The 12,216-nt window shown below is 32.6% G+C and carries 14 protein-coding genes; 4 read left to right on the top strand and 10 right to left on the bottom strand.

Going from position 1 to position 12,216, the window contains the following annotated elements:
- Window positions 1-46: 46 nt before the first annotated feature.
- Complete coding sequence (yaaA, locus tag AC3Y25_RS06685) at window positions 47-805, bottom strand: peroxide stress protein YaaA (protein WP_427874882.1); 759 nt, start codon at window positions 803-805, stop codon at window positions 47-49.
- A gap of 481 nt (window positions 806-1,286) precedes the next feature.
- Here yaaA and AC3Y25_RS06690 point away from each other — a divergent pair, with 481 nt between their 5' ends.
- From AC3Y25_RS06690 to AC3Y25_RS06700, 3 genes are read left to right on the top strand one after another with little or no spacing between them, the layout of a single operon-like run.
- Complete coding sequence (locus AC3Y25_RS06690; RefSeq protein WP_095930985.1) at window positions 1,287-1,661, top strand: GxxExxY protein; 375 nt, start codon at window positions 1,287-1,289, stop codon at window positions 1,659-1,661.
- A 14-nt stretch (window positions 1,662-1,675) separates the two neighbouring features.
- Window positions 1,676-3,109 (top strand): CCA tRNA nucleotidyltransferase, encoded by a 1,434-nt coding sequence (locus tag AC3Y25_RS06695; protein WP_489902190.1) that lies wholly within the window; start codon window positions 1,676-1,678, stop codon window positions 3,107-3,109.
- Window positions 3,110-3,124: 15 nt separating this feature from the next.
- Window positions 3,125-4,150, top strand: a complete 1,026-nt coding sequence (locus AC3Y25_RS06700) for a COX15/CtaA family protein (RefSeq protein ID WP_095930986.1) — start codon at window positions 3,125-3,127, stop codon at window positions 4,148-4,150.
- Window positions 4,151-4,413: 263 nt separating this feature from the next.
- Here the strand turns inward: AC3Y25_RS06700 and AC3Y25_RS06705 are convergent, their stop codons facing one another.
- The 9 genes from AC3Y25_RS06705 to AC3Y25_RS06745 all read right to left on the bottom strand — a co-directional run bounded on the left by AC3Y25_RS06705 (window position 4,414) and on the right by AC3Y25_RS06745 (window position 11,580).
- The gene (locus tag AC3Y25_RS06705) at window positions 4,414-5,178 is read right to left on the bottom strand and encodes a LytR/AlgR family response regulator transcription factor (protein ID WP_489902191.1); all 765 of its coding nucleotides are present in this window, start codon (window positions 5,176-5,178) and stop codon (window positions 4,414-4,416) included.
- Between the two features lie 40 nt (window positions 5,179-5,218).
- Complete coding sequence (locus AC3Y25_RS06710) at window positions 5,219-5,599, bottom strand: 2TM domain-containing protein (protein ID WP_489902192.1); 381 nt, start codon at window positions 5,597-5,599, stop codon at window positions 5,219-5,221.
- Window positions 5,600-5,612: 13 nt separating this feature from the next.
- Window positions 5,613-5,918, bottom strand: a complete 306-nt coding sequence (locus tag AC3Y25_RS06715; RefSeq protein WP_248727832.1) for a 2TM domain-containing protein — start codon at window positions 5,916-5,918, stop codon at window positions 5,613-5,615.
- Between the two features lie 2 nt (window positions 5,919-5,920).
- Window positions 5,921-6,250 carry a 2TM domain-containing protein gene (locus AC3Y25_RS06720; RefSeq protein ID WP_489902193.1) on the bottom strand — a complete coding sequence of 110 codons (330 nt, stop codon included), beginning with the start codon at window positions 6,248-6,250 and terminating at the stop codon, window positions 5,921-5,923.
- A complete protein-coding gene (locus AC3Y25_RS06725) occupies window positions 6,231-6,554 on the bottom strand; it encodes a 2TM domain-containing protein (RefSeq protein ID WP_489902194.1) in 324 nt (107 codons plus the stop codon). Before AC3Y25_RS06725 ends, AC3Y25_RS06720 begins: the two co-directional genes overlap by 20 nt.
- Entirely contained in the window at window positions 6,554-7,891 is a 1,338-nt protein-coding gene (locus AC3Y25_RS06730; RefSeq protein WP_095930993.1) for a 2TM domain-containing protein, read from the bottom strand. The genes AC3Y25_RS06725 and AC3Y25_RS06730 overlap by 1 nt, the downstream gene beginning before the upstream one ends.
- Before the next feature lie 21 nt (window positions 7,892-7,912).
- On the bottom strand, window positions 7,913-8,533 hold the full coding sequence (locus AC3Y25_RS06735) for a hypothetical protein (protein WP_095930994.1): 621 nt from the start codon (window positions 8,531-8,533) through the stop codon (window positions 7,913-7,915).
- A gap of 48 nt (window positions 8,534-8,581) precedes the next feature.
- A complete protein-coding gene (locus tag AC3Y25_RS06740; RefSeq protein ID WP_489902195.1) occupies window positions 8,582-8,989 on the bottom strand; it encodes a DUF2141 domain-containing protein in 408 nt (135 codons plus the stop codon).
- 425 nt (window positions 8,990-9,414) lie between these two features.
- Complete coding sequence (locus tag AC3Y25_RS06745) at window positions 9,415-11,580, bottom strand: TonB-dependent receptor (RefSeq protein WP_489902196.1); 2,166 nt, start codon at window positions 11,578-11,580, stop codon at window positions 9,415-9,417.
- A 141-nt stretch (window positions 11,581-11,721) separates the two neighbouring features.
- Here AC3Y25_RS06745 and AC3Y25_RS06750 point away from each other — a divergent pair, with 141 nt between their 5' ends.
- Window positions 11,722-12,180 carry a DinB family protein gene (locus AC3Y25_RS06750; protein WP_427874892.1) on the top strand — a complete coding sequence of 153 codons (459 nt, stop codon included), beginning with the start codon at window positions 11,722-11,724 and terminating at the stop codon, window positions 12,178-12,180.
- Window positions 12,181-12,216: the final 36 nt, after the last annotated feature.

Below are 12,216 nucleotides of genomic sequence, written 5' to 3' on the forward strand. Positions count from 1 at the left end.
TGCCTTTTCGGTCTAAAAAGCTTAGAACCTCAGCGCCTTAAAAAAGTTACCTTGTAAAAACTAAGTGATTCCCTTTAGAAAGATTCGCATCAAACTGATATCCATCGTAATTGAAACCTTTTAAATCGTCAATAGTTTCAGCGTTTGTATCGATAATATAACGAACCATCATACCTCTGGCCTTTTTCGCAAAGAAACTGATCATTTTTAGCTTTCCATCTTTATAATCCTTGAAATCTGGAGTGATTACAGGAACTTTTAAAGCTTTTACATCAACCGCCGAAAAATATTCATTGCTCGCTAAATTCACAAACAATTCGTCTTTTTTCAATTCTTTATTCAAAGCTTTAGTCACAGTTGGTTTCCAGAATTCATGCAGATTTTTAGATTCACCAACCGGCATTTTTGTTCCCATTTCCAAACGGTAAGCCTGCATTAAATCAAGCGGTTTCAAAAGACCGTAAAGACCTGATAGAATTCGAAGTTTATCTTGTAAATCATCTAGTTTTTCTAACGGAATTGTATAAGCATCTAAACCTGTATAAACGTCGCCATCGAAAGTATAAACTGCCGGACGAGCATTTTCTGATGTGAAAGGCGTTTTCCACTCCTGATTTCTCTTCCAGTTTAAATCGGCTAGTTTGTCTGAGATAGACATTAATTCTGATAATTCAGAAGGCTTTTTTTCTTTTACTACTTTATGAACCACTCTTGCTTCTTTTAAGAATGAAGGTTCTGTATATTGAGATGTTGGTAATTCTTTTTCGAAATTCAATGATTTCGCTGGAGATATAACAATTTTCATGTGTGCATTTTTCTATGATTCAAAAATACAAATTGCATTTCTAAAAACAGATTATCGTAATTGATTTGTTCTATGAGCGTATATTTTTTTTTTGCCACGAATTCACGAATTCATTTTTTACAATCTTTGAGTTTAATTTCGAATGAATTCGGGTAATTCATTACTCTAATTTATTCGAAATGGATTAAAATTAATTCGTGAATTCGTGGCGGAAAATTTAGATTAATTCGTATAGGTCGCCATCAGTGTTTTTTATTTTCATAAAATTGAATTGAAAAATTGTGAATTTACTCAAAAAATTAGGCTGTAGATTATAAAAGGCATTTTCTATGTTGTAAATTTGCAACCATAAAATTCCAAAAACATTTTCAATACAAAAATTGAAAGTTGTATTCTAAATAATAGCCACAAATTCACGAATTAACTTTTTAAAAAATTAATTAGAAAAATTCGTGAATTCGTGGCGGAAAAAATTTAGACTATGTCAAAAATATTGTATCAGCAGGAAAGCTATCAGATAATGGGAATTTTATTTGATGTTCATAGAAATTTAGGTGGAGGCTTTTCTGAAATTGTATATAAAGATGCTTTAGAATATGAATTCAAGAAAGCCAATATTCCATTTGAAAGAGAAAAAGAATATTTGGTAAATTATAAAGACATAATATTAGATCATAAATTTTATGCTGATTTTGTTTTGTTTGATCAAATTATACTTGAAATAAAATCAAGCGATTATTTACATCCAAAATACATTTCACAATGTCTTAATTATCTAAAAGTTTCCAAAAATAAATTAGCCATTTTAGCAAACTTTAATTCTACCTCACTTGAACATAAACGTATTATTTTATAAAAATTAATGAATTCGTGGCGATACAAACAAATTACAAAACTGCTTTACAAAACAAAATCTTCGATGTTATTTCGAAAGCTTCTCAGGAATTAAAAATCGACTCTTATGTGATAGGAGGATTTGTTCGTGATTTGCTTTTAAATCGAGGTTCTAAAAAAGATATTGATGTAGTTGCTGTTGGAAGCGGCATCGAATTAGCGCTTAAAGTTTCCGATTTACTTCCGAATAAACCAAAAGTTCAGGTTTTTAAAACTTACGGAACTGCCATGCTTCGTTTTGAAGATACGGATATTGAATTTGTTGGTGCCCGAAAAGAATCATATAATCGTGATAGCCGAAATCCGATTGTGGAAAACGGAACTTTGCAGGATGATCAAAACCGTCGTGATTTTACAATCAATGCTTTTGCTTTATCTTTAAATAAAAACAATTTTGGAGATCTTTTAGACCCTTTTGATGGTTTAAGAGATTTAGAAAATAAAACAATCAAAACGCCTTTGGATCCAGATATTACTTATTCTGATGATCCTTTGCGAATGCTTCGTGCGATTCGTTTTGCAACGCAATTGAATTTCGAAATCGAAGAAAATTCTTTGAATGCAATTACAAAAAATGCAGATCGCATTAAAATTATTTCTGGCGAAAGAATCGTTGATGAATTAAACAAAATTCTTATGACGGATAAACCTTCTACAGGATTTTTACTTTTATACAAAACAGGCCTTTTGGATATTATTTTACCTGAATTGACCGCTTTGAATCAGGTTGAAGAAATTGAAGGTCATACGCATAAAAACAATTTCTACCATACTTTGGAAGTTGTCGACAATATTTGTCCAAATACAAATGATGTTTGGTTACGCTGGTCGGCATTATTACACGATATTGGGAAAGCACCCACTAAACGTTTCACCAAAAAACAAGGTTGGACTTTTCACGGACACGAATTCTTGGGCGGAAAAATGGCAAAGAAAATCTTTGAACGTTTGCACATGCCATTGAACCACAAGATGAAGTTTGTACAGAAAATGGTTATTATGAGTTCACGTCCCATTGTTTTGGCGCAGGATATTGTAACCGACAGCGCGGTTCGCCGTTTGGTTTTTGATGCTGGTGAAGATGTAGAAAATTTAATGACTTTGTGCGAGGCAGATATCACAACCAAAAATCCAGCAAAATTCAAGAAATATCATAAAAATTTCGAACTCGTACGCAAGAAAATCGTTGAAGTAGAAGAACGAGATCATGTTCGTAATTTCCAGCCTCCTATTTCTGGAGAAGAAATTATGGAAATGTTCGATTTAAAACCTTCACGTGAAATCGGAATTTTAAAAGAAGCAGTAAAAGAAGCTATTTTGGAAGGTGTTATACCGAATGAATATCAGGCGGCTTATGATTTTGTGATTAAAAGAGCGGAGAAATTGGGCTTAAAAAAAGTTGAGAAATAAGTATTATTTAATAAAATGAAAAAAGAGAATAAATCAGTAATCATTTGGTTACTATCAGGCTGTGTTTTATTGTTTTTAATGGTTGTCGTGGGAGGAATTACCCGTTTAACCAATTCAGGTTTATCAATGACGGATTGGCATTTGGTAACCGATACCTTTCCGCCTTTAACAGACGCCAAATGGCAAGCCGCCTTTGACGAGTACAAAAAATTTCCAGAGTATCAGAAAATCAACATTCATAACGATTTTCAATTAGCCGACTATAAATTTATTTATTTTTGGGAATGGTTTCACCGTTTTATCGGACGTATTATTGGCTTAGTTTTCTTTGTTCCGTTTGTTTACTTTTTAGCCAAAAAGAAATTAGATACAGATACGATTAAAAAATGTATCGTTCTTTTGGCAATGGGAGCTTTCCAAGGATTTTTAGGTTGGTTTATGGTAAGAAGCGGATTAATTGACAATCCAGATGTAAGCCACTTTAGACTTTCTTTACACTTAACTTTTGCATTCATTACTTTCGCATACACACTTTGGGTTGCGCTTGATTTGATTTATCCAGAAAGAAATATCAACAAGATTTTACCGCTTAGAAATATTGCGCGTTATGCTTTGGTTGCTCTTCTAATTCAAATCATTTACGGCGGATTTGTAGCAGGTTTAAATGCGGGACTAATTCATAATCACTGGCCTTTAATGAGTGACGGAGAATTTATTCACGAATCGGTTTTTATTGAGCAATCTTCTTTAGTAAAAAACTTAATTGAAGGAAAAAGTGGTGTTCAGTTTGTACACAGAACTTTTGCTTATGTAGTAGTCGCGATTATTCTTTTCCTTTTCTTCAAAAGCAAAAAATATACGCTTACACATACACAAGCAAACGGAATCAAAACTTTAGTCGTTTTTGTTTTCATTCAGTTTTTATTGGGCGTTTTCACTTTATTATACAGCGTGCCATTGGCTTTAGGATTAATTCACCAGATTATGGCGTTTTTCCTTTTGAGTGCAATGACATATACATTGCATAGATTGAGCAAATAAAATCGAATATATTAAAACATAAAAAAGCTGTCTTTTGAGACAGCTTTTTTTATGAGCTTCGGAGAAGCGAAATATTTATAGCAAAAGATAAAAGTTTACAATATAAAGCTCCAGCGGAGCGACATATTTATTTTTTTCAGTTTTAATATATGCCGCTCCTCCGGAGCTTATTTTAATTGTTTATTGCAATTCTATAAATATTTCACCCCTCTGGGGTTTTATTAAATTAAAATCTGTTGAATTTCTAATTTTAATAAAAGCTTCTATCCCAACCAAGTCTTAAAATCTTGTACTTTTTCTCGGCTTACAATGACCTCATCTTCCTTATAAGTTGGAAGAATCACTTTAAGTCGAGAATTAGTATAAACCTGAATTTCTTTAATTGCTTTTAACGGAATAATAAATTTTCTGCTTACGCGAAAGAAATCCTTCTTATCGAGTTCTTGTTCTAAAATCTCCAAAGTCGAATCGATCAAATAATCGCGATTGTCGTAGGTATGAATGTAAGTTCCTTTGTTTTCACTAAAAAAACATTCTATTTCTTCTGTAGTAATGACTTTTAAATGCTGACCAATTTTAACCGTAAACCTCTTTTTGTATGTCTTTTCAAAAGGATTAGATAACATCTGTCGAATCTGCTCAAAGTCCAATTGCAAATTTGAAGTTTCTGCTGTTTTTGGAAGGCGAGATTTATATTTTGAAACCGCTGTTTCTAGATCGTCTTCATCAATAGGTTTGAGAAGATAATCTATGCTATTTAATTTAAAAGCTTTTAAAGCGTACTCATCATACGCCGTTGTAAAAATGATAGCGCTTTTGATATCTATTTTTTCAAAAATCTCAAATGATAAACCATCTGACAGCTGGATATCCAAAAAAATCAAATCTGGATGTGGATTATTTTCAAACCAATGAACCGATTCTTCAACAGAGTGAAGCATTGTTTCTACGGTTACATCTAACTTTTCAAGTTTTCTTTGCAACAATCTCGCCGCTGGTTTTTCGTCTTCTATAATTAATGTGATCATTTACTATAATGTGAAATTTGAAAAAATTATGAAGTCAAAGTTACTCCCATTTATTTTTATTTGCGGTCTCTTTTTCCATGTATTTTTGGATTTTTCTTTTCTCCCAATCTGATCCAAAAAACCAATCAGTACCAAATACAGATAATCCGTGAGCTAGTAAACCAATTCCCCAGAAAAGTGCAGTAGAGTACGTGTGCCATTCCGTCAAACCGCTAAAGTCCAATCCTACATTAGAATTATCTCGGGTTAAACTGGATACAATGATGATGATATTGACAATAATGTAAACTTTAAGGTGTGAGTAAAATCCTTTCAGTTTTTTTACTCTTCTATAAGCTGCATTATAATTTTCGTCATCTGTATATTCTCCAAAATGCTGTTTGGTGTAATCTTCGTACATGTTTCTTCTAAAACGTCCCATAACTATATTTTAATTATTTCCACTTATTTTTATTCTGTTTTTCCTTCTCCATAAACTCTTTGATTTTTCTTTCTTCCCATTCTTTACCCATTCCTGGAAAAACCTCAAAAACTTTTAATCCGTGAAAAACTACTCCAACTCCCCACCATAATAATGGCCAAAAAAACCATAGATATTGAGGTGATGTATAAAGGTTTATAAAAATCAAAATTGCGTTTACCAATATATAAGCAACTAGATTTCCGTAAAATCCTTTTAAATTTTCAACTTTTTTTCTTGCCTGAATATATCTTTCTTCCTCGCTTAAATTCGTTTCCATGATTATTCCCATTTTTGTTTTTTATATTTTTTTTCTAAAATGCTTCTCAATTTTCGTTCTTCCCATTCATGTCCAAAAATCTTATAGGAAGCAAACAAATCGATTGCAGAACCCACTATAACAGCCGACCAAATAATTACAACTACCCAATTGAGATATTTTATCGGAAAAAATTGCAATGGCAGATAGGTATATTCTTTTAAAAGAAAAAGGATCATTGCAATGGCATAAACAAATAAGTGTTTGTAAAAATATTTTAACTGAATCACTTTTTTGGTTGCCAAATCTTTCAAGATAACTTCTTCTTGATCGTTACTCAAATTTGTTTCCATGACTATTTTCTAATCGTTGTTTATTTTCTTTTTCTAGAATTTCCTGAATCTTTTTCTGTTCCCATTTCTGATTAAAGAAAGGCGGAAGACTAAAAACTTTCAGTCCGTGCAAGATTATGGCTATTCCCCAGCCCATTACAGACCAAATCCACCAAAGGTATTCTGGAGAAGTCATATAATTTACCACAATCACAATCGGATTACATAAAACGTAGACAGTCAAATGCTCGTAAAATCCTCTTATCTCTTTTACTTTTTTCTGAGCGTCATAATAGCGAACCGTTTCTGTGAAATTATTTTCCATTATTTCCACGTTTTTTGTTTGTTATCTTTCTCTAAAATCTCGCGAATTTTTCTTTCTTCCCAATCTGAGCTGTATCCAAAAACTTTAAAAGCATGCATTGCAACTCCAAATCCCCAGCCTAAAGCTGAAAACCAAAACCATTGAAATCCTGGTGAAAATTTTAGATTAATAAAAACCAAGAACGGAATCACACAACAATATGAAATTAAATTTCCGTAAAATCCTTTCAGTTCCTCTACTCTTTTTTTGGCTCTATAGTAAGCTTTTGCTTCGTCGGTATATTCTGCACTCATTTCCATAACCGCAATTTGTTTGGTTAAAATTGGAATTCTAACAGTGAAATTCTTCTCATCCTGATCAACTTTCACTTTTCTATCTGTTATAATTCCGTATCTGTTTACAATATTTTGCAATCCGACACCTTGCCTATCCTGCAAAACTTCTTTTTTCTGAAGATCATTCTGAATCGCCAGATAATCTTTATCAATAAAAATTCTAATATGAAGCGGTTTTTGTTCGCTTACTACATTGTGTTTTACAGTATTCTCCAGCAATAACTGTAAAGAAAGTGGCACCACTTTGGCTTCTGGATTAATGTTTTCTGTTGGCAATTCGTAAAACAAACTATTTTCGAAACGCATTTTCAGCAGATTCATATAGGTTTTTGCAAATGACAATTCGTCTTCAACCGAAACCAATTCTTTGTCTTTCTGTTCTAAAACATATCGATAAATTTTAGAAAGAGAAGTTGTAAAACGCTGCGCATTGTCTGGATTTTCTTCTATTAAAGAACTCAGAACATTTAAGCTGTTAAAAAGAAAATGCGGATCGATCTGATTTTTTAAACTTTCGAATTTGGCATTTGCCGTTCCCGCAATAATTTTCTGCTGCGTTACTTTATTTTCCTGATAGAGTTTATAAAAATTAAGTCCATGAAAAAACAAAAGCACAATAAAAGTCATTACTGCAGATTCGATATAATTTTCTGCTTTTTCATTGGCAAGAAAACCTATGATTGTTTTATTCTCGATTATTACACTTGTAAACAAACGCAATACTCCAATTACAATCATCGATATTAAAAACGAACTTGCAAAACCAATTAAGATTCTCTTTAGCGAATATGGATTTTCTCGAAAAACCCTATCTAAAAACTCAAAAAGAACAACGTTTACGATATACAAAACCACACTGTAAAGCATGCAGTACAAGAAATAAATGTAAAGATTCTTGGTAAAAACTGCTGTCCCTAAAGAGGCGAACCGAATTAGAAAAGAAAATAAAAATACTATTCCTCCAACGAAGCATGCTTTTAACAAATTAGGTTTTAATATCATAATGTTTTATAAACTATTGAATTATTTACAAGTTTTTTGAATTTCTAATGCTCTATCCAATCCCCATTTTGGAGCGTAAGGTGTAGCTGGTTTAAAAGTATTAAAAAGTTCAATAGATTTATCAACTTGCGCGCATAAAGGTTTTGTATCTACTCCTGTCCATTTCGCACCTCCTAATTGGTAATCTGCTTCACCAAAAACGGCTCTCGGATTGTTTGGGTCTAGCGCTTTTGCTTTTGCGTAAGCTTCCATCACTTTACCAGAATATTTCATCCCGTTTGTCATTGGATCGGCTACAACGTATCCTGTGTAAATTAAAGCCTGCATTACGTATAATTCTGAATTGGCTTGATCCTTTATCAATTCGATATCTAATGCATCTTGCGCTTTTGTCAATAATAAATCGATTTTAGTTTTGTCTTTTTCTGTAAATACAGCTGTCGCATTGATCAAAGCTACATAGTAATTGGGCAGATAACTGTTTTTTTCAGCCGCCGCAATTCTTTCGAATAAAGCAGAAGCTTCTGTATTTTTTCCTTCTTTCCAAAGTCCGAATGCTTTATTCATTCCTTGTTCAAATTGTGTCTGGGCTGAACTTATTACTACTACAAATAGTGCGATTAAAGTGATGATTTTTTTCATTTTATAAATTATTAATGGTTTTGTTTATATAGATTAGTTATTTATTTTTTAGAATACAATTTCAATTTTTGAATCTTTACTGACATTAAATTTAGCATCTTGATACGAAGGAGGCCCCATAAATCCTTTTGCATTGTTTGAAGCTGCATATTCTTCTACTGGCATTCCCATTGCGTTTCTATCCAGCTTTCGGTTACTGTTTTCATCATGATACGTAGAAATTGCATATTCTCCCGCAGGAAGATTATCAAAAGTTACAACTGCTTTATTGTCTTTAATTTCCGAAGCCAAACTTTTGTAAGTTGTTTTAAGGAAAGTTCCGTCTGAATTATATAATCCCACTTTTACAACTCCTGTATCATTTTTTAAACCTGAAACAGCGACAGTTAATTTTGTATTTTGTGCAGACATTAAGCTGCAGATAAATAAGATGGTTATTGTGATAATTTTGGTCATGGTTTCTTTTTTTAAGTTACTAAGGTTCTAAGATTCTGAGATTCTAAGTTTTTCTTTTTAAGATTCTAAGGTTCTGAGTTGCTAAGCTTCTAAGTTTTTTTCTTAGTTTCTTAGAGTCTTAGCAACTTATTCTCTCGAATTTAATTGATGATTAAAACTCTTTTTTTAGCCTCTAAGTTTGTAAGAAATCTAAGTTTCAAAGCTTTTTAAACTTAGCATCTTAGAATCTTAGCCACTTAGCGACTTTTTTAATTTACACTTCAAAAGTATGTTGGTTTTTAGTCTTTTAAAATTAAATGCTACTGAGTTGTTGATTTTAGTTACTGAATTGTTTTTTTTAAGTTTCTGAGATTCTGAGTTGCTAAGATTCTAAGTTTTTCTCTTAGTATCTTAGAATCTTAGCAACTTAGCATCTATACCAAAAACTACAAGTTTTTCAACTGATTCTCATTTTTATTCTGGCTAATCGTCCAGAAGAAACCTACGAAGAAGAATCTATCTGCTGTTGGAACCACGGCTTGTCTTTGATACACTCCACTTGGATCTGGATTTCTAGCATAATCGTATCCGAAAACATTTTGTGTTCCTAACACATTTGAAACCGAGAAATAAAGGATTTTTTGTGTTGTTAATAAATAGGCCCAGTTAAAACTCAAACTATTGTATGATTTTGTTTTTCCGTTCATAAATTGCGTCTGGTTCGGATCATTGTACGGACGTCCTGTACTGAAACTGTTTGTAAAACCAACTTGCGATTTCCAATCTGTAATAAAATATTTCGTTACAACAGATAAATTATGATTTGCAATAAAACTTGGAGTTGCCAGGTAAGGAAAGTTTTTATATTGTCTTTCTGAATCGATATAAGAGTAGGAAATCCAATATTCTAAGTTTTTGTACAAATTGCTATCTCTCCAAAAAATATCCAATCCTTTTGCATAACCCGATCCGTTGTTATTGAAAACCGAATTGTACTGAATATCTCTTGTGTTGTATTGTACTAAATTGCTGTAATCTTTGTAATAAGCCTCTGCTCTAAGGGTTTGCCCAGGTCTTGTAAACGTATAATTCAAAATATAATGACTTGCCTTTTCGCTTTCAAACTGATGGTATTTAGAAAACTTAATATAATCTACAACTGGCGTCTGAGTAAAATCTCCGTAAGCAAAAGAAAACTGGCTGCTTTTTGAAGCTTTATATCCTAATGAGGCTCTTGGCGCAATATGGTTTTCGTTTAGCAAACTGTTATTAGAAAATCTCAAACCTACTTTTAAAGCTAGTTTTTTAGAAAACATAACATCCCCTTCTGTATATGCTGCAAAAATGTTCGAATCGTAACCATTTGTAACATCAAGCGCAATATTATCGGCTACATTTTCATTGTATTTTGTAATGAAATAATCTGTTCCGAAAGACAATTTAAAATAGTTTGAAAATTTCTTGCTTAATTTCAATTTCAACTGAGCTGCATTTTCCTGACTATCAACTCCCGTGATATCATATTTAAGTTTGTTTTTGCTGTAACCGTAACTAACCCCAGAAGTAATCTGCCATCCTGTTCCAAAACTTCCTTTGTATGAAGAATTCAAATAGAAGTTGTTATTGTTCATGTCGGTTCGAATCGGGTTTTCGAAATTGACGTTTTTCTGATTTAAATCGAATTTTTCAGAATCGAATGAAGCATACAATTTAAAAATTCCATTTGTGAAATTATATCTGTAAACCGTTTCGCCTCCAAGCGATTGATACGGATTATTCCAATCTACATTTTGCGGAATCACAGCCTGATAAGGAGCCAAGTTGATATAAGCCATATTTACGCTTAAAGAACTTTTTTTGAATTTCTGTGTATTTCCCAAACTCAAACCAACCGTCATTAATCCTATATCTGTTTTTTCATGATCTTCCTCATCTTGGGTATTTAAAAGCAAAACACTTGATAAAGCTTCACCATATTCTGCAGAATAACCACCCGTAGAAAATGCGATTCCGCTAAATAAGAAAGGAGAAAAACGGCTTCTTGTTGGTAAATTGTTCGTTGTTGCACCGTAAGGCTGTGCTACACGAATTCCGTCAACAAAAGTCTGCGTTTCGCTCGCCTCACCTCCACGTACAAACAAACGTCCGTCTTCCCCAACTGACTGCGTTCCTGGCAAAGTCTGTAATGCCGCCACGATATTTCCAGCAGACCCAGCTGTTGTAACAATATCCAGAGGTTTTAAAACAGAAACTCTTGCCTTGTCTCCAGATTCTAAAGTTCCAGCTGTAATCACAACCGCATCTAGAGCATTAACATTTTCTCTTAATTTTACCGTTTGGTCTTTATAATTGGCAACATCAATTTCTTGTTTGAAAGTTTCAAAAAGCAAAAAGCTCACTACTAAAAATTTGTTTCCTGTTTCTGTCGTTTCAAAAGAGAAACCTCCAGTTTCAGAACTTGTTGCTCCATCATAAGTTCCGTCAATATATATGTTTGCACCTGCAACTGGTTTTCCTTTTTGATCTACTACTTTTCCTGAAATTGTATTTTGAGCAAAAATTACTGCAGTAAAAAATAAAAAACTAAGGGTAAAAAATAATTTGGTTTTCATGTCATCTTTGGTTTTTGATGAAGCAAATGTATTTTAACATTAAACGTTAAAAAATATATAATAACCCAATTGTAGATTTTCGAGGATGAGTTGTAAAATACTAATTTGTATCTTAGCTAGGAAAACCAAAATCATCATTTTATGTCAGAAAGTAAACGAATTTCAAATCTATATCAGTCTATTTATAATGGAAATCCATGGCTTGAAGTTAATTTAGACAATACTTTAAAAAATGTTACAGCTGAGCAAGCTTACAGAAAAATAAACCCAAACCTGAATACCATCTGGGAAATTGTAAATCATTTGATTCAATGGAGAAGAAATATTTTAGAACGCATGCAGGGCGAAGTAATTATTACTCCAGATCATAATTATTTTGTTCCTGTTTTAGATCCTTCTGAAGCTGCATGGGAACAATCTCTTCAAACCTTAGCAAAATCTCAAGACTCTTGGAATGCTTTTTTTGACGATTTTAATGACGAAGATTTATCGAAGATTTATGTTAATAACGGTCATACGTATTACGAACACATTCACGGGATTATTCAGCATGATGTTTATCATTTGGGACAAATTGTTATTTTGAAGAAATTGCTTTAATACGTTGCGATGTCATTCCGAGGAACGAGGAATCTC

The organism is Flavobacterium sp. LK-23 (genome assembly GCF_058135255.1).

Coding starts and splice junctions, on each gene's coding strand:
- yaaA (WP_427874882.1), bottom strand. CDS start 805: ATGAAAATTGTTATATCTCCAGCGAAATCATTGAATTTCGAAAAAGAA.
- AC3Y25_RS06690 (WP_095930985.1), top strand. CDS start 1,287: ATGTCAAAAATATTGTATCAGCAGGAAAGCTATCAGATAATGGGAATT.
- AC3Y25_RS06700 (WP_095930986.1), top strand. CDS start 3,125: ATGAAAAAAGAGAATAAATCAGTAATCATTTGGTTACTATCAGGCTGT.
- AC3Y25_RS06705 (WP_489902191.1), bottom strand. CDS start 5,178: ATGATCACATTAATTATAGAAGACGAAAAACCAGCGGCGAGATTGTTG.
- AC3Y25_RS06710 (WP_489902192.1), bottom strand. CDS start 5,599: ATGGGACGTTTTAGAAGAAACATGTACGAAGATTACACCAAACAGCAT.
- AC3Y25_RS06715 (WP_248727832.1), bottom strand. CDS start 5,918: ATGGAAACGAATTTAAGCGAGGAAGAAAGATATATTCAGGCAAGAAAA.
- AC3Y25_RS06720 (WP_489902193.1), bottom strand. CDS start 6,250: ATGGAAACAAATTTGAGTAACGATCAAGAAGAAGTTATCTTGAAAGAT.
- AC3Y25_RS06725 (WP_489902194.1), bottom strand. CDS start 6,554: ATGGAAAATAATTTCACAGAAACGGTTCGCTATTATGACGCTCAGAAA.
- AC3Y25_RS06730 (WP_095930993.1), bottom strand. CDS start 7,891: ATGATATTAAAACCTAATTTGTTAAAAGCATGCTTCGTTGGAGGAATA.
- AC3Y25_RS06735 (WP_095930994.1), bottom strand. CDS start 8,533: ATGAAAAAAATCATCACTTTAATCGCACTATTTGTAGTAGTAATAAGT.
- AC3Y25_RS06740 (WP_489902195.1), bottom strand. CDS start 8,989: ATGACCAAAATTATCACAATAACCATCTTATTTATCTGCAGCTTAATG.
- AC3Y25_RS06745 (WP_489902196.1), bottom strand. CDS start 11,580: ATGAAAACCAAATTATTTTTTACCCTTAGTTTTTTATTTTTTACTGCA.
- AC3Y25_RS06750 (WP_427874892.1), top strand. CDS start 11,722: ATGTCAGAAAGTAAACGAATTTCAAATCTATATCAGTCTATTTATAAT.